Raw genomic sequence first — 15,426 nt, 5'->3', positions numbered from 1 at the left:
GGCAGTGGGCGGCCGGGGGTTTCGGCTCGGTCTACGAGCCGCCGGCCGGGAACGGTGCCCGCGGGAAAGCACCCCAAGAAAACGCTCCGCCGCGCTCCACGTTTCCCCGGGGACCCCGCGCACACGGTCTACAGCTGACGCGGACCTGGGAAAAATCTGTCTCGGATTTGGCCGTGCGTTGTGGCCAGGCTCGCCAACCCCGACCGCGACGGCGAGCGTTCTAGAGCCGCTGCGGGGCTACGTCGAGGACGGCCCAGACGACCTTGCCGCCCTGGGTGGGGAGGCTGCCCCAGTGGCGGGAGACCGCTTCGATCAGGGCGAGCCCGCGCCCCGAGAGGGCGGTGGGCGAGACGTCGCGACGCAGCACCGGCTCGGCGCCGCTGCCGTCGCGGACGGCGATGTGCAGGTAGCGGTCGCGCACCGCCATGCGGATCGTCATCATCGTGTGCGCGTGCGCGACCACGTTGTTGACGAGCTCGGTCGCCACCGTGCAGGCGGGCCCGACCAGGTGGGGCATGTCCCACTGGAAGCACACCTCGGTGGCCAGCTCGCGGGCCCGCCGGCCGGCGCCGACCACCGGGAGCAGGTCTTCGCTGATCGAGGGGGCCGTGTGGTCGAGCTCGAGGGAGCGCACCGCGTCGTTCAGGGTGGGCAGCACGGGCATGCGGCGCTCGTCCGCCGCGCGCCGCAGGAGGTCGGCCGCGTCGGCCGGGGGCGCGCAGAGCACCAGCGGCACCGCCGGCCACTTCGCCGCCTGCCGGGCGACGGCGAAGAAGATGGAGAGGGCACTCGGCTCGCCGAGGCGCATTCCGGACAGGTCGACGAGGACCGCCTCCGGCTGCTCGGCCAGACACTTGATAAGAGCGGAGCGGACCTCGGCCGCGCCCTTGACGTCCAGCACTCCCACCACCCGCGCCACCGCGTACGGCTGGTGATCGTCAATCAAACACTGGACGGCTGTCGGCATGGCACCTCGTTGTCCGCAGGGGGCCTCCCCGCGAGGTTACCCGCCGTTCGCCCGGGAAAAACGCGATCATTGCCAGCTAAGCTGGGCCCCCCGTTCCGGGTGGGCCCGGATCTGTCATTACCCAAGGGGCGTTACGGGCGTGCGCTCCTCGGGTACGGTCCGTTGCGGAGGGATGGTCGATGGCATACGACTTCGACCTCCGGGTGGAGATGCCGAGCGGGGACACCGCGCGGGTTGTCGTCAGCGGCGAGATCGACATGGCTGTCACAGCGGCGCTTTCCGCGAGTGTGCTCGGTCTTCTCCGCGCCGACGGGGTCCGTCTTGTCGAGCTGGAGTTGTCCGCTGTGGGATTCATCGACGCCTGTGGTGTTGGTGCCCTGCTCGCGGCGCGCAACGACGCGCGCGGGCAGGGCAAGAGCCTGGTGGTGCGCGGCGCGCGGGGCATGCCTCGGCGGGTGCTGGAGATGACCGGTGTCCTCGGTGTGCTGGCCGGCACGTCGGTCGGGGCCAGGTGATGGCCCAGCGCCTCCGGTGCACCGCCGTCCACGAGCCGCCCCTCGCGGTCCTGCGCGCCGACGGTCTGCTCACCCTTCGCAGCGCGGGCCAGCTTCGCACCGCGCTGCTCGAATGCCTCGCCGAGCAGCCGATCGCCATCCTCCTCGACGCCGAGGCCCTCGCCGTCGAGGAGGATCTCAGCCTCACGGCGTTGCTCGCGGCGTCCCGCCACGCCGCGGCGTGGCCCGGCGTGCCGCTCCTCGTCTGCGCGCCCTCGCGCGACGTGCGGGCGGCGCTGCGCCGGCTCGGCGTCGAGCGGCACCTGACGCTCTGCACCGACCTCGACCGCGGCCGGGCCGTCGCCACGCGCCGCGAGCTGCCCGCCCAGGTCCGCGACCGCTTTCCGGCCGCCGCCGCCTCGGTACGCGCGGCCCGCACCCTCGTCTCCGGGGCGTGCGACCGCTGGCGCCTGCCGGTCGTGGTCGAGCCGGCCCGCCTCGTCACCACGGAGCTTGTCACCAACGCGGTCCGCCACTCCGGCACCCCCATCGACCTGACCGTCACCCGCGGCGGCCGCTATCTCCATCTCGCCGTGCGCGACTACCACCCACGGCGCAAACGACTGACGGGGCCCGGTTTTCCGCTTGTCGAGGCTGTCTCGTCAAGTTGGGGTTGCACACTCCTGCCCGACGGTAAGGTCACGTGGGCAAGCCTTCATCTAGCGGCACGTTCGCGTATCTGATCCGGTGGGATATTCCGCCAGCCAACTGGGTACGAAACGCGAGTTCAACCACGCCCACTCGGGGCCGTGCCATCCAAGGCTTCTGCCACAAGGAGGCGGTGATGCACTCGGAACAGGACACTGCCCAGCTAAACCTCGACGAGGAAGCGGCGCGGTATGGCGAGCGTGTTGTTTCGGATCCGTCCGCTCGGGCGGAGTTCGTGGAGTTGTGTTTGCCGCTCGCGCATCGGCTCGCCCATCGCTACCGCGGAAGGGGTGAGCCGTTCGCTGACCTGGAGCAGGTCGCGCGGTTGGGTCTGGTCAAGGCGGTAGACCGGTACGACGGTGAGCGGGGTTCGTTCACCGCGTTCGCGGTGATCACGATCCTGGGTGAGTTGCGTAAACACTTCCGGGATCGCACGTGGGGGGTGCGGGCGCCGCGCCGGTTGCAGGATCTTGTCGTGCAGATCCGCCACGCCGGTTCGGATTTGACCAACACGCTGTCTCGGGCGCCCAGCAGCAGCGAGTTGGCCGACCGGTTGCACACCACCACCGACGAGGTGGACAAGGCGATGCTGTCCGCGGCCGGCTATACGCTGCTGTCGTTGAACGCGCCGGTGACCAGCCCGGGCTCCGGCGGTGGGACGGCCGAACGCGGTGACCTGATCGGTGAGGTCGACGGTGACCTGGCCGCGATCGACGACCGGCTCACCATCCAGACGCTGCTGGACCGGCTGCCCGAACGCGAACGCCGGATCCTGATCCTGCGTTTCTACGGCAACCTCACCCAGGTCGAGATCGCGGAAAGGTGCGGCATCTCCCAGATGCACGTATCCCGGCTGCTGTCCAAGACACTGACCTGGCTGCGCAACGCCATGCTCGCCGACACCCCACCGCACTGGGGCGAGGTGGAGGACACCACACTGGGCACACCCCGTCTGCGGGTGACCACCACCCACGCCGGCGGCGGCACCCTCACCGTCGCGGTCGGCGGCGAAATCGACCGAGACAGCGCCGACGAGCTACGCCAAGCCATCCTCAACGCCCTGGCCCGCCGCCCCAACACCGTTCACCTGGACATGTCCGCCGTCCCGTTCATCGACGCCGCCGGCATCGCCGCCCTCGTCTCCGGCTACCAGGAGTCGCGGCGGGCGGCGGTCGAGTTGCGCCTGCGCGGCACCCAACCGCACGTACGGCGGATCCTCGCGGTGGCCCGGTTGCCGTATATGTAAGGAGGTGTCGCGGGGGATCCGGTCAGTGGTGGCGGCGTTCGCGTCCCTCGCCGTCCTCGTCGCCGGCGCCGCCGTGTGGGAGTACGGTCGCCGGTCCGGCACCGCCGCACCCGATCTGAGTGGCATCGGGCTCATCGGCACGCTCGCCTACCTCGGCGGCATCGACTGGGTGCGCCGCCGCATCCAGCGCGACGACCTCCGCTGGCATCGCGCGCTCGCCTTGCCCGGCGGCGCCCGGCCGGGCCTGCTCGCCCGGCGGTCCAAGCGAGGGCTGGCGCTGATGATCGTGGCGGTGGGCGGGATATTCGCCGGCGGGCTGCTGTGGGGCGGTGCGCGGGCGGACGGGTGGAATGGCCGCATCATGACCGCGCTGTGCGTCGTGACGCTGCCGATGCTGGCGTGGGTCGTCTTCAAGGCTGTGCGCCATCCCATCCTCGTGGCGGTCACCTCGCAGGGCGTCGTCGCCGGCGGGCAGACGCTGTCCTGGGAGCACATCAAGTCGGTGCGGCGCGACAAGGATGGTGTCCAGCTTCGGGTGCGCGACTCCGACAAGGGCCGGTGGGTCACGGTGGGCGGCGACGGCTGCGCCGTCTCCAACGAGCGCCTCGCCCACGTGATCGAGTACTACCGGGCTACCCCGCACCGGCGCATCGCACTCGACCTCAACGCGCCTGGACCTCTCGGAGCCGTTCAGTGAGGAAGGCGCGCTCCACCTCGTTGTCGGTCAGGGCCAGCGCCTCCTCGTACGCGCCGGCCGCCTCCTCCCACCGGCACAGCCGCCGCAGAAAGTCCGCCCGTACGGCGCTGAGGTAGCCGTAGGTGGCCAGTGCCGGGTCGGCGAGCAGGGGCACGAGCGCGTCGAGGCCGGCGGCCGGCCCGTCCCGAAAGCCGATCGCGACCGCGCGGTTGAGCTCGACGACCGGCGACGGCCACAGCCGCAGCAGCACGCCGTAGAGCGAAACGATCTCCGACCAGTCGGTCTCCTCCCACGTCCGCGCCTCCACGTGTACCGCCGCGATGGCGGCCTCCACCGCGTACCGGGTGGGGCTCTGCCGCCGCAGCGCGTCGGTGAGCAGGGCCGTGCCCTCGGCGATCAGCTGGCCGTCCCACCTGCTCCGGTCCTGTTCGGACAGGAGCAGCAGCCGTCCGCTTTCGGAGAGGCGAGTCTCCATCCGCGCCTCGATGAGCAACAGCAGCGCCAGCAGACCGGTGATCTCCGCGTCGCCCGGCATGAGCAGGTGCAGGATGCGGGCCAGCCGGATCGCGCTCCCGGTCAGGTCGCGCCGCACCAGATGCGCACCCGTTGGCGCGGCGTGCCCGGTCGTGAAGATCAGATGGACCACTTCGAGTACCGCGCTCACCCGCTCGGCCAACTGGTCCGGGGCGGGCACCCGATACGGGATGCGCGCCATGGCGATCTTCTTCTTGGCCCGCGTGATCCGCGCGGCCATCGTGGCCTCCTGCACCAGGTAGGCCCGCGCCACCTCGGCCGTCGACAGCCCGCATACCAGCCGCAGCGTCAACGCGACCTGCGCGTCCCGGCCCAGCGCCGGGTGGCAGCACGTGAAGATCAACCGGAGCCGGTCGTCGTCGAGGCCATCCTCCGGACCGGGCACCGCCTCGTCGGAGACGAGCAGGGGCATCGCCCGCCGGAAGTTCGACTCCCGCCGCAGCACGTCACGCGCCCGGTTACGGGCGATCGTGGTGAGCCAGGCACCGGGCCGGTCCGGCACGCCGGTCCGCGGCCAGGTCAGCAACGCCTGCGCGTAGGCGTCCTGCGCGCACTCCTCCGCCAGGTCGAGATCCCGGGTCAGCTGCGCGGTGGTGGCAAAGACCCGTGCCCACTCGGTGCGATGCGCCTCCGCCACCGCCGCGGTGATGTCCGGGGTCACCCGTTCTGGACTATCGGACGGATCTCCACGCCACTGTGTGCGGCGCGGACCTCCGGCAGCTTCGCGGCCAGCCCCAACACCTCGTCGAGATCCTTGGCCTCGATCAGGTAGTAGCCGCCGACCGCCTCCTTGGCCTCCAGAAACGGCCCGTCCGTCGTGGTCACCCCGCCGGCGCCGTCCGAACGCAGCGAGGTCGCGGTCGGCGCCAGCTCCAGCTCATGCCCCCCGAGCACCCGCGAACCGGCGGCCGCCCGGAACTCACCATGTGCCGCCTCGTGCGCCGTGCGCTGCTCCGGCGTCATCGCCTCCCACTGCTGGTCGTCGCCGTAGATGAGGATCAGGTATTTGGCCATGTCAAACGTCCCATCGTGACCGGCCCGGGTGGGCCTCCTACCCTACGACGAGCACGGACACCCTCAGATCGACAACGAACCAAACGGAGTTTCGAACGGCCCCCCGGCCGCCGTGAAGGCAGGGACTCGCCGGCGTGGGCCAGAATCGGGTTTGTGAGCAGCGTTCAGGACGTCTATCGGGCGATGCTGCGTGACCGGGTGGCGCCTGGGCTGCGCGCCTTGGGCTTCAAAGGATCCGGCGCCAGATACCGCCTCGACGACGAGGAATGCCTGGCCCAGCTCGGGTTTCAGTCGTCGGCCTACAACACCAGCGCGAGCCTGAGCTTCACGCTCAACCTCTCCGTGGTCAGCCGGCTGGTGTGGGAGTCGGCCCGCCGCGAGCAGCCGTACCTGCCCACGTCCCCCTCGCCGAACGTCTTCTACGGGACCTACGTGTGGCAGCGGCGCATCGGGCAGCTGATGCCGACCCAGTCGGACCTGTGGTGGGACCTGGAGCACGATGCCGACCCGGCGGCGGTGGCCGACGCGGTGGTCACCGCGGTCCACGATTACGGCCTACCCGCGATGCGCGAACAGCTCCGGTGATACCAAATGCGAAACGCCCTCCCAGAGGATCTCTGGAAGGGCGTTTCTGATGGTAGCGGGGACAGGATTTGAACCTGCGACCTCTGGGTTATGAGCCCAGCGAGCTACCGAGCTGCTCCACCCCGCGTCGGCTCGTTAACACTAGCGCACCCGTCGCCGTACCTGCAAAACGGGCCGCCGTGTCGTGGCGCACGCGGGATAGGCGCAGCTCAGCCGCCGCCTGGGGTGGGTGAGGGTGATGCGGGCGGCGGGGTGGCCGTCGCGGTTGGGGCGGGTGTGGAGCCGCCGTTGCCGCGGTTGGCGGCGTCCAGGGCGGACTGGAACTCGGCCATCGCGTCGTCGAGTGCCTTGAGCGCCCTGCCCTCGCGTTCCCAGTCGCCGGCGGCCCTCGCCGCCTTGACCTCGGCCCAGGCGGAATCGATCTTGTCAGCGGCCGCGCGTAGCTCGGGCGTCAGCTGCTGGTTTCCGCCCGTGGTGGGTGGCGGTGGATTCTCGTTTTCGTTTCCGCCCTGTTGCGGGGCTCCTCGCTTGCCTTGCTCCACAAGCTCCTTGATGCCCTCTTGCAGGTTGTTGGCGAGTACGACGTACGAGCCGCCGTCGCCGTAGGACATCAGGATCTTTTGCAGCACCGGATACGCGTTTTCCTGGTTGCTCTTCACGTACACCGGTTCGACGTAGAGCATGCCGCCGCCGAACGGCAGGGACAGCAGATTGCCGTACAGGACCTGTGCCTGGTTGGACGAGAGCAGGTTGAGGTCCTGTCTGATCTGGGCGTTGGTGTTGGTCATCCGTTGATGGACCTGCACCGGGCCCTGCACCGCCGTCTGGTCGGGCAGTTCCCACACTTGCAGCTGCGGCTTGCCGTCCACATAGGAGCCGGAGATGAGCGCGGCGAGGTTTTGCCGGCCCAGTGGTGTGACCGCGGAGGTTATCTGGAAGCGCGGCGCGTCCTGCTCGGGGAACTGGGTGAGCAGGTAGTACGGCGGCTGCTTGACGCCCGTGTCGGGGGCGTCCGGCGCGTTCGGCACCTCCCAGAAGTCCGAGCCGTTGAAGAACTCGCCCGGGTCGGTCACGTGGTAGCGGGCCAGCAGGTTGCGCTGCACCTTGAAGAGGTCGGCCGGGTAGCGGAAGTGGGCGGCCAGGTCTGGCGGGATCTGCGACTTGGGTGTCACGAGGTCGCCGCCGAAGGCCTTGTTCCAGGCCTTGAGCACGGGGTCGGTGTCGTCGAACTCGTACAGCCGCACCGTGCCGTCGTACGCGTCCACTGTGGCCTTGACCGAGTTGCGGATGTAGTTGACGTTTTCGCGGGCGAGCTGGAAGGTGCCCACGTTGGTCAGCTCGTCGGTGGTCTCGGACTGGAGGTTGACCCGCTGGGAGTACGGGTAGGTGCCGGCGGTCGTGTAGCCGTCGAGGACCCACTGGATGCGGCCTCCGACCACCGCCGGGTAGGGGTCGCCGTCCATCGTGAGGAACGGTGCCACCTTCTCCACCCGGTCGCGCGGGTTGCGCACGTACAGCAGCTTGGAGTTGTCGTTGACGGCGTCGGAGAGCAGGAAGTTGGACTCGCGCTCCTTGATGCCGTAGAGCAGCCGCCGCATGAACGAGCCGATCTCGACGCCGCCCTCGCCGGTGTACGTGTAGTTGATGCCCTGGTCGCCGCTGGCGCCGGTGGGCCGGTCGTACTCGACGTTGCGCTCGGGGTCGGTCTGCCCCACGATCGCGTAGTCGGCGCCCTGCTGGCCGCCGCCGACCCGCTCGCCGTAGTAGATGCGCGGCTGCTCGACGTCGATCTGCTCGGTCTTCGACGCGCACGCCTCGCCGCTCTGGTCGTCGCCGAGGAAGCCGGAGACGAAGTACGGCTGGCCGCCGCAGACCACCTGGTTGGCCGGCGCGCCGACCAGCCCGTACCCGTGCGTGTAGACGGTGTGGCGGTTGAGCCAGTTGCCCTGCTGGGCGGTGAGGCGGCTGTAGTTGATCTCGCGGACGCCGACAACGTAGTCCTGGGTCTTGCCGTTGAGCGTGTACCTGTCGATGTCGAGCTTTTGCCCGAAGTCGTAGAAGCCGCGGACCTGCTGGAGCTGCGTGTACGACTGGGAGACGAGCTCGGGGTCGAGCAGGCGGATGTTGGGCACGACCGAGGTGTCGGTGGCGAGCGTGGCGGGTGGCGTGAGGTTGGTGGCGGTGTACGCCTTCATATCCGTCTGTGCCAGCCCGAACGCGTCTCGTGTCGCGTTGATACTCCGCTCGATGTAGTCGCGTTCCTTGTCGCGCACGCTGGGGTTGACCTCGAAGGTCTGCACCGCCCAGGGGTAGATGCCGCCGATCGCCACCGCCGAGATGGCGAGCAGGGCGAGGGAGACGCCGGGCCACACGAGGTTGCGCATGACCGCGTTGGAGAACACGATGATCGCGATCGCGACCACCACCGAGATGTACGCCAGGATCTCCTTGGCCGGCAGCAGCGCGTTGATGTCGGCGTAGCCGGCGCCGTAGAGGTTGGGCGGATCCTGCTCCAGCAGCAGCGCGCGGCGGTCGAGCACGTACGCGATGGCCTTGAGGAGCACGAACGCCGCCACGAGCGACGTCAGGTGGGCGCGCGCCGCGGCCGTCATGCGGTCGCCGATGCCCTGGAGCCGCACACCGCCGAAGATGTAGTGGACGGCGAGCGCGCCGAGCACCGAGAGCACCACCGCGGTGAAGCCGACACCGAGCAGGTAGCGCCAGAACGGGTACTCGAAGACGTAGAAGCTCACGTCGATCTTGAACTCGGGGTCGGACGCGCCGAACGGCACCGAGTTGCGGAAGAGTAGCCAGTCGCGCCAGCGGCTCTGCCCGGAGAGCCCGGCGAAGAGGCCGATGATCACGGACAGCACCGCGATCCAGGTGCCGATGCGCGGGCTGAGCACCATCCGGTATCGCTCGAGCGTCGCCTGCTCGGCCGAATGCGGGCGCAGCAGCGGCCGCAGGCGGTAGGCGAGGTACAGGTTGCCGCCGACGACCACCGCCATGGCCAGGCCTATGGCGAAGAAGAGCAGGATCCGCGTGGTGAGCACACCCGTGTAGACCTGCGTGTAGTCGACTTCGTCAAACCAAAGCCAGTCGGTCCAGACCTCGACGGCCCAGCCCATCAAGGTGAAAAGCAGGAACACCCCGATGAGTACCCCGACAGTGACGCGGCCCCGCCGGCTCATTCTCGGCAGAGGACTGCTACGCATGACCACGGTATGCTCCGCACGCTTGATGTCTGATCCGCTCCGATCAGGCACCTACAGTACGGGGTGTTCCTGAAAGTCATTTCCCCTGGTTCAGCAGAGCGGTGGCTGACCGCCGCTACGCACGGTCTCCAGGGCCGTGAGCGCCTCGTCGAGCGTGCCCACCTTGATCAGCGGAAGGCCTGGGCGCGCGTTCGCCTTGGCTTCCGTGCAGTTGTCGGCGGGGGTCAGGAAGTACACGGCGCCGGCGTCCTTCGCGCCCACGAGCTTTTGCGCGATGCCGCCGATCGGACCGACGAAGCCCTCGTCGTCGATCGTGCCGGTGCCTGCGATGATCTTGCCGCCGGTCAGGTCGTCAGGATCGATCTTGTCGATTATGCCCAGCGCGAACATCAGGCCCGCGCTCGGCCCGCCGATCTCCGCCAGGTCGATCTTCAGCTCGAACGGGTGCGGCTGCTTCGGCTCGATCTCCACCCCGATGCGCGGCGGCTCTCCCTCGGCCGCCCGCGTCGTGATCTTGTTGGTCGCGGACTTGCCGCCCCGCGTGTACTCGATGGTCAGCGCCGTCCCGGCCGGCTTGGACCGGACCAGCTCGGTGAGCTTGGGCGCGCTCGTCACCGCCTGGCCATCGACCTTGGTGATCACATCGCCCGTCTTGAGGATGCCCTCGGAAGGACCGCCCGCCGTGACGTTCTTGACCGTCACCTGTACCGGATAGCCCAGCTTGCGCAGCGCCGCGGTCTCCGCGCTGCTCTGCGACGCCTTGAAGTCTTCGGCGTTGCGCTCCTCGACCTGCTGCTCGGTCTGGTTGGGCGGATAGATCAGCTCGCGCGGGACGACCGCCTCCTCGTCGCTGAACCACCCCGCGATGGCGGCGAGCAGCTTGACGTCCGGCTGCACGCCCACGGTGGTCAGCCGGAGCTGGCCCGACGAGGTGGAGGTCTGGGTGCCGTTGACCTGGATGACCTCTTTGCCGTCCTCTTTGCCCAGCGTGTCGACGGTGGGGCCGGGCCCCAGCACCACGTACGGGATCGGGGCGGCCAGCACGCCCACACTCAGCAACGCGGTGATCAGCGCGCCGAGGAGAACCGTGACACCGCGACGTCTCATGCGCGAAGCGTACCTACCCCGGTTTCACCCTGAGCTGACAGCGCGGGCAGGGTTTTGACACAGGGCCGGGCGTACCGTTGGTGACGTGCCTGATATCCCGTTCGGCTTCGCTCTCCCGGGCGCACAGCCACCCGACCCCAACGATCCGCAGCAGATGCAGCAGTTCATGGCTCAGCTACAGCAGCTGCTCGCGTCGCCCGGCAGCGGCCCGGTCAACTGGGACCTCGCCCGCCAGGTCGCGGTGAGCCAGCTGGGCTCGGCTGACCCCGCGGTCAACATCTACGAGCGCAACGAGGTCGACGAGGCTCTGCGCCTGGCCGACCTGTGGCTTGAGCCCGCGGCCGCGCTCCCCTCGGGCATCCGCACCTCGGTCGCCTGGACCCGCAACGAGTGGATCTACAACACGCTCGACGTGTGGCGCAAGCTCTGCGACCCTGTCGCCGGCCGCATGGTGGCCGCGATGGGCGACCTTGTGCCGCCGGAGGCGCGCGCCCAGCTCGGTCCGATGCAGTCGATGGTCACCACGCTCGGTGGCGCGCTCTTCGGGGGCCAGCTGGGGCAGGCGCTCGGCTCACTCGCCGCCGAGGTGCTCTCCGCCGGCGACATCGGCCTCCCCCTGGCACCGGCCGGCACCGCCGCGCTCGTCCCGGCCAACATCAAGGTGTACGGAGAGGGCCTCGAGCTGCCACTCGACGAGGTCCGGCTGTACGTGGCGCTGCGCGAGGCGGCCCACCAGCGCCTCTTCCAGCACGTGCCGTGGCTGCGCGGGCACGTGCTCACCGCCGTCGAGACCTACGCGGCGGGCATCACGGTCAACCGCGAGGCCATCGAAGAGGCCATGGGCCGCATCGACCCCAGCAACCCCGAGTCGATGCAGGCGATCGCGCTCGAGGGCATCTTCACTCCGGAGGACAGCCCCGCGCAGAAGGCCGCGCTGGCCCGGCTGGAGACCGCGCTCGCGCTGGTCGAGGGCTGGGTGTGCCACGTCGTCGACCAGGCGGCCGGCGACCGCCTGCCCAACGTCGCCCGCCTCGGCGAGGCGTTCCGGCGCCGGCGCGCGGCCGGTGGCCCGGCGGAGCAGACGTTCGCCGCGCTGGTCGGCCTGGAGCTGCGGCCGCGGCGGCTGCGTGAGGCCGCCGCGCTGTGGGCGGCGCTCACCGAGCACCGGGGCACCGCGGGCCGCGACGCGCTGTGGGGCCACCCGGACCTGCTGCCGTCGGAGGAAGACTTCGCGGATCCGCAGACGTTCGCCCGTTCCCAGCTGGATCTGGGCGACCTGGGCGATCTTGGCCTGTAGGGACTTGTAGGCGGCTACGCGGATAGGAGGGCTCGGGTCGTTTCCCAGCCCTCCACCGCGGGGTCGAGCGTCGCCAGGTCGGCGGGGCCGCGCAGGCGCCGCCACCCCGGGCTCGACCCCACGTCCGGCAGCTGGGGCGCCGCCGAGCGCAGCTCCGGGATCGAGCCGCCATCCAGGTCGAACGCGGGCAGCCAGTCCGGCGCCGGCAGCCGCGACGCCACGCCAAGCAGCCCCGGCCCAGGGTCGGCGGGTGCCACCGCGAGCGGCCGGGTGGTGAGCGGGCGCAGCAGCTTGCCCACGAGCAGCCCGGGCAGGTCGGGCGCGTCGGCCACCACGGCAGCCGCCTGGTCGTAGCCATCCTTGGCCGCGGCCGCGAAGACCGCGCCGGCGGTGAGGTCGGGCACCTCGTACACCGGCATGGAAGGCCAGGCCACCGACTCGGCGAGCGCCCGGTCGGCGCCCAGCGCGGCGATGGCCGGCTCCACCTCGTTGAGCGTGGCCAGCAGATCGACGACATCTTCGGCCAGCGCCGCGCGCCACGTCGCCAGGTCGACGCCGGGCGGGCTCCACGCCACCGGCCCCAGCACCGCGATCACCACTCGCCTCGTCACGGAGACCAGGCTAGCCCTACTCTCCGGGGGTGGCTGACTGTCTGTTCTGTGGCATCGTTTCCGGCTCGGTGCCCGGTTTCGTGGTGGCGGACGAGCCGGCGGGGTTCGCGTTCCTCGACACCCGGCCGGTCTTCAAGGGGCACACGCTCGTGGTGCCCCGCGAGCACGCGGTGGTGCTCGCCGACCTCCCCACCGACCAGCTCGCCCCCTACTTCGGCCTGGTCCAGCGCCTGTCCGTGGCCGTCGAGGAGGGTTTGGGCGCCGGCGGCACCTTCGTGGCGATGAACAACAAGGTGTCCCAATCGGTCGCCCATCTGCACACCCATGTGGTACCCCGTACCAAAGGCGACGGCCTTCGCGGTTTCTTCTGGCCGCGCACGCGGTATGCCTCCGATGACGAAGCCCGCGAGTACGCCGGGAAGATCTCCGCCGCCCTTCGGCCCGGGTAAGGGTGGGCCGCCTCCCGGTGTTGCAGTGGGCGGAGAAAGGAGCGTGCAGTGTTTCTGCGGCGCATGAAGCTTGAAATCCCCACCCCCGACCAGGCCCTGCCCGGTCGACCGATCCAGATGCCGGTGGCCGACCGCCACACGGTGCTCGACACCCCGCTGCGCGGCCCCTGGCCGGCCGGTGCCGAGGTCGCGGTCTTCGGGATGGGCTGTTTCTGGGGCGCCGAGCGTCTGTTCTGGCGCCTGCCGGGTGTGATCTCCACCTCGGTCGGCTACGCGGGCGGGTCCACCCCCAACCCGACGTACGAGGAGGTCTGCTCCGGCCAGACCGGACACGCCGAGGTGGTCCAGGTCGTGTACGACCCCAAGAAGATCGGGTACGAGCAGCTGCTCAAGGTCTTCTGGGAAAACCACGACCCGACCCAGGGCATGCGGCAGGGCAACGACGTGGGCACCCAGTACCGCTCGACCATCTACACGACGACGGACGAGCAGCGCGTGGTGGCCGAGGCGTCGAGGGAGGCCTTCGCGCCAGTGGTCGCGCGCAGCGGCCTGGGCGAGATCACGACCGAGATCGCGCCGCTGGGCGACTACTTCTACGCCGAGGACTACCACCAGCAGTATCTTTCAAGTGACAAAAACCCGAATGGGTACTGCAACCACGGCCCTAACGGCATGACCTGCCCCATCGGTGTCGGCAAGGTCGAGTCCTAATCATTGGCGGTGCTTGGGAGTAGCACCGCCAACCATTTGCTGAACGCTACTGCGGCATTGTCGGCCAGCGGGCCGCGCAAACTGGCGCACACTCCTTGAGGCGCTTGTCCAGCGGCCCGCAAACTCGGATACGTCGTTTCCGAGTGGAAGGAAGGTCGTCATGGCGCTGCGATTCCTCGGCAAGGACCCTGGCTCTCCCAGTGGTGGATCACCCACGCTGTACTACGACGACAGCGACGACACCTACGTGGTGCAGGGCTGGAAGGTCACCGATCCGGCAGTGCTCGCCCAGATGGACATCCCCGACCACGAGACGGTGGTCCGGATCCCGCGGCGCATGGCGCAGTTCCTGCCGGAGGTCAACGGGTGACCGGCCTCGACGTCACGATCGGCGAGCTGTTCACGGCCTGCGAGCGCAGCGCCGTGCACCTGGAGATGCGGGACGCGTACTCGACCGAGGACCCGGTGTTTCAGGACTGGCGCGCCGGCATCTCTGTCGATCCCGCTTCGCGTTGGCGCGAGTGGTTCGATCTCGTATCCAGCACGACGGCGCGCGGCGTCCAGATCATGCGCGCGCGCATCATCTCCGAGCCGATCAGCGCCTACATCCGGTACGAGTACGAGATCACAGACGGGCTCAACATCACGGCCGGCGAGCAGGTCCGTTGGTTGCCTCGTCGCGGAGCGTCGGATCTCGCGCTACCCGGCAATGACTTCTGGGTGTTCGATCACCGGCTCGTCGCACTCAACCACTTCGGCGGTGAGGGTGAGTGGCTGGATATCGAGCTGTCCACCGATCCCGCGATGGTCAAGCTCTGCGTGGCCGCGTTCGAGGCGGTCTGGGAGCGGGCTACACCGCACGCCGACTACCACCCGGCGTGAGACCCGACGGCCATACTCGACACGTGGCGTCCCCCTCGTCCAGCGCCCAGCAGGCGCTAGAGGCACTGGGCGCCCAGCTCCGCGAGATCCGCACCGACGCGGGTCTCACGGGGCGCGACCTCGGCCGCCGGGCGGGATGGCACTCATCGAAGGTCAGCCGGATCGAGCACGCGCGCCAGGCTCCCTCGGCTGATGACATCACCGCCTGGTGCAAGCACTGCGAGGTGCCCCAGCGGGCCGCTGATCTCGTCGCCTCCCTACGAGCGGCTGAGGGCATGTTCGTTGAGTGGCAGCGGATGGAGCGGACCGGCCTGCGGTTCGTTCAGGAGTCCGTCATCCCTCTATGGGAACGCACGCGACGGTTCCGCATCTACTCGTGCTCGATGATCCCGGGTCCGCTCCAGACTGCCGCTTACATCCACGCCTTGCTCGACGCGCTCCGGATCCGCCGTGACCTCCCGGACGATGTGGAGGCCGCGGTGAAGGTCCGAGTGGCAAAACAACACGTCATCCACGAGGGCGACCATCGGTTCGCCGTGCTCCTGGAGGAAGGCACCCTGCGCTACCGCATCGGCGACATCGAGACCATGGCGGGGCAGCTCGGCCATCTGCTCACCGTCGCCGCACTGCCCTCGGTGAGCCTCGGCATCATCCCGGTCGACGCGAACCGATCCGGGCTGTGGCCGGTGGAGAGCTTCTTCCTCTACGACGACGAGCAGGTCAACGTGGAGCTGATATCCGGCCATCTCACGGTCACACAGCCGCGCGAGATTGCGATGTACGCCGACGCGTTCACCCAGCTCGCCGAACTCGCGGTTTACGGGGCGGCTGCCCGCTCTCTGATCGGCGCCGCGATCACCGCGCTCGACAATTGATCGAACGCAAACTCGCGCACATCCGTTGAGCTGT

At 69.5% G+C, this 15,426-nt stretch carries 17 protein-coding genes and 1 tRNA gene; 11 read left to right on the top strand and 7 right to left on the bottom strand.

Annotated features, from left to right (window positions below; translation table 11 throughout):
* Positions 1-220 precede the first annotated feature (220 nt).
* Complete coding sequence (locus tag ACTMTJ_RS02430) at positions 221-967, bottom strand: ATP-binding protein (RefSeq protein ID WP_441214338.1); 747 nt, start codon at positions 965-967, stop codon at positions 221-223.
* A gap of 179 nt (positions 968-1,146) precedes the next feature.
* Between ACTMTJ_RS02430 and ACTMTJ_RS02425 the strand changes: the two genes are divergently transcribed.
* From ACTMTJ_RS02425 to ACTMTJ_RS02410, 4 genes are all read left to right on the top strand, one after another.
* Entirely contained in the window at positions 1,147-1,482 is a 336-nt protein-coding gene (locus tag ACTMTJ_RS02425; protein ID WP_441214337.1) for an STAS domain-containing protein, read from the top strand.
* Positions 1,482-2,204, top strand: a complete 723-nt coding sequence (locus ACTMTJ_RS02420; protein ID WP_441214336.1) for an ATP-binding protein — start codon at positions 1,482-1,484, stop codon at positions 2,202-2,204. The genes ACTMTJ_RS02425 and ACTMTJ_RS02420 overlap by 1 nt, the downstream gene beginning before the upstream one ends.
* 101 nt (positions 2,205-2,305) lie before the next feature.
* Positions 2,306-3,415 (top strand): SigB/SigF/SigG family RNA polymerase sigma factor, encoded by a 1,110-nt coding sequence (locus tag ACTMTJ_RS02415; protein WP_441214335.1) that lies wholly within the window; start codon positions 2,306-2,308, stop codon positions 3,413-3,415.
* 4 nt (positions 3,416-3,419) lie between these two features.
* Positions 3,420-4,112: a hypothetical protein gene (locus tag ACTMTJ_RS02410; RefSeq protein WP_441214334.1), complete on the top strand. Its 693-nt coding sequence runs from the start codon at positions 3,420-3,422 to the stop codon at positions 4,110-4,112.
* On the opposite strand, the gene ACTMTJ_RS02405 is transcribed toward ACTMTJ_RS02410, so the two are convergent.
* Positions 4,078-5,307 (bottom strand): RNA polymerase sigma factor, encoded by a 1,230-nt coding sequence (locus ACTMTJ_RS02405; RefSeq protein ID WP_441214333.1) that lies wholly within the window; start codon positions 5,305-5,307, stop codon positions 4,078-4,080. The two genes, ACTMTJ_RS02410 and ACTMTJ_RS02405, sit on opposite strands and share 35 nt — an antisense overlap.
* Complete coding sequence (locus tag ACTMTJ_RS02400) at positions 5,304-5,660, bottom strand: YciI family protein (RefSeq protein WP_441214332.1); 357 nt, start codon at positions 5,658-5,660, stop codon at positions 5,304-5,306. The genes ACTMTJ_RS02405 and ACTMTJ_RS02400 overlap by 4 nt, the downstream gene beginning before the upstream one ends.
* 153 nt (positions 5,661-5,813) lie before the next feature.
* Here ACTMTJ_RS02400 and ACTMTJ_RS02395 point away from each other — a divergent pair, with 153 nt between their 5' ends.
* Positions 5,814-6,245, top strand: coding sequence for a DUF4304 domain-containing protein (locus ACTMTJ_RS02395; protein ID WP_441214331.1), 432 nt, complete (start codon positions 5,814-5,816; stop codon positions 6,243-6,245).
* A gap of 50 nt (positions 6,246-6,295) precedes the next feature.
* On the opposite strand, the gene ACTMTJ_RS02390 is transcribed toward ACTMTJ_RS02395, so the two are convergent.
* The 3 genes from ACTMTJ_RS02390 to ACTMTJ_RS02380 all read right to left on the bottom strand — a co-directional run bounded on the left by ACTMTJ_RS02390 (position 6,296) and on the right by ACTMTJ_RS02380 (position 10,567).
* Positions 6,296-6,372: transfer RNA gene (locus ACTMTJ_RS02390), tRNA-Met, on the bottom strand.
* 82 nt (positions 6,373-6,454) lie between these two features.
* Positions 6,455-9,466, bottom strand: a complete 3,012-nt coding sequence (locus tag ACTMTJ_RS02385) for a UPF0182 family membrane protein (RefSeq protein WP_441214330.1) — start codon at positions 9,464-9,466, stop codon at positions 6,455-6,457.
* 84 nt (positions 9,467-9,550) lie between these two features.
* Positions 9,551-10,567, bottom strand: coding sequence for a YlbL family protein (locus ACTMTJ_RS02380; RefSeq protein WP_441214329.1), 1,017 nt, complete (start codon positions 10,565-10,567; stop codon positions 9,551-9,553).
* An 85-nt stretch (positions 10,568-10,652) separates the two neighbouring features.
* Between ACTMTJ_RS02380 and ACTMTJ_RS02375 the strand changes: the two genes are divergently transcribed.
* Positions 10,653-11,864: a zinc-dependent metalloprotease gene (locus ACTMTJ_RS02375; RefSeq protein ID WP_441214328.1), complete on the top strand. Its 1,212-nt coding sequence runs from the start codon at positions 10,653-10,655 to the stop codon at positions 11,862-11,864.
* A 14-nt stretch (positions 11,865-11,878) separates the two neighbouring features.
* Here ACTMTJ_RS02375 and ACTMTJ_RS02370 read toward each other — a convergent pair whose 3' ends face one another.
* Positions 11,879-12,475, bottom strand: a complete 597-nt coding sequence (locus ACTMTJ_RS02370) for a hypothetical protein (RefSeq protein WP_441214327.1) — start codon at positions 12,473-12,475, stop codon at positions 11,879-11,881.
* A gap of 29 nt (positions 12,476-12,504) precedes the next feature.
* Here ACTMTJ_RS02370 and ACTMTJ_RS02365 point away from each other — a divergent pair, with 29 nt between their 5' ends.
* The 5 genes from ACTMTJ_RS02365 to ACTMTJ_RS02345 all read left to right on the top strand — a co-directional run bounded on the left by ACTMTJ_RS02365 (position 12,505) and on the right by ACTMTJ_RS02345 (position 15,392).
* Entirely contained in the window at positions 12,505-12,924 is a 420-nt protein-coding gene (locus ACTMTJ_RS02365; protein ID WP_441214326.1) for an HIT family protein, read from the top strand.
* A gap of 48 nt (positions 12,925-12,972) precedes the next feature.
* Positions 12,973-13,635, top strand: a complete 663-nt coding sequence (gene msrA, locus ACTMTJ_RS02360; protein WP_441214325.1) for a peptide-methionine (S)-S-oxide reductase MsrA — start codon at positions 12,973-12,975, stop codon at positions 13,633-13,635.
* A gap of 160 nt (positions 13,636-13,795) precedes the next feature.
* Positions 13,796-14,005 (top strand): hypothetical protein, encoded by a 210-nt coding sequence (locus ACTMTJ_RS02355; RefSeq protein WP_441214324.1) that lies wholly within the window; start codon positions 13,796-13,798, stop codon positions 14,003-14,005.
* Positions 14,002-14,517 (top strand): DUF6879 family protein, encoded by a 516-nt coding sequence (locus tag ACTMTJ_RS02350; protein WP_441214323.1) that lies wholly within the window; start codon positions 14,002-14,004, stop codon positions 14,515-14,517. Before ACTMTJ_RS02355 ends, ACTMTJ_RS02350 begins: the two co-directional genes overlap by 4 nt.
* A 23-nt stretch (positions 14,518-14,540) precedes the next feature.
* Positions 14,541-15,392: a helix-turn-helix domain-containing protein gene (locus tag ACTMTJ_RS02345; protein ID WP_441214322.1), complete on the top strand. Its 852-nt coding sequence runs from the start codon at positions 14,541-14,543 to the stop codon at positions 15,390-15,392.
* The last annotated feature ends 34 nt before the right edge of the window (positions 15,393-15,426 follow it).

The sequence above is a fragment of the Phytohabitans sp. LJ34 genome (assembly GCF_052068095.1).
GTDB lineage: Bacteria > Actinomycetota > Actinomycetes > Mycobacteriales > Micromonosporaceae > Phytohabitans.
The sequence above is the reverse complement of the archived record's forward strand: the minus strand, read 5'-3'. Positions and strand labels throughout refer to the sequence as shown.

Bases quoted from the DNA above. Each gene is read 5' to 3' on its own strand.
- ACTMTJ_RS02380 (WP_441214329.1), bottom strand. From the start codon at position 10,567: ATGAGACGTCGCGGTGTCACGGTTCTCCTCGGCGCGCTGATCACCGCG.
- ACTMTJ_RS02425 (WP_441214337.1), top strand. From the start codon at position 1,147: ATGGCATACGACTTCGACCTCCGGGTGGAGATGCCGAGCGGGGACACC.
- ACTMTJ_RS02415 (WP_441214335.1), top strand. From the start codon at position 2,306: ATGCACTCGGAACAGGACACTGCCCAGCTAAACCTCGACGAGGAAGCG.
- ACTMTJ_RS02400 (WP_441214332.1), bottom strand. From the start codon at position 5,660: ATGGCCAAATACCTGATCCTCATCTACGGCGACGACCAGCAGTGGGAG.
- ACTMTJ_RS02420 (WP_441214336.1), top strand. From the start codon at position 1,482: ATGGCCCAGCGCCTCCGGTGCACCGCCGTCCACGAGCCGCCCCTCGCG.
- ACTMTJ_RS02355 (WP_441214324.1), top strand. From the start codon at position 13,796: ATGGCGCTGCGATTCCTCGGCAAGGACCCTGGCTCTCCCAGTGGTGGA.
- ACTMTJ_RS02430 (WP_441214338.1), bottom strand. From the start codon at position 967: ATGCCGACAGCCGTCCAGTGTTTGATTGACGATCACCAGCCGTACGCG.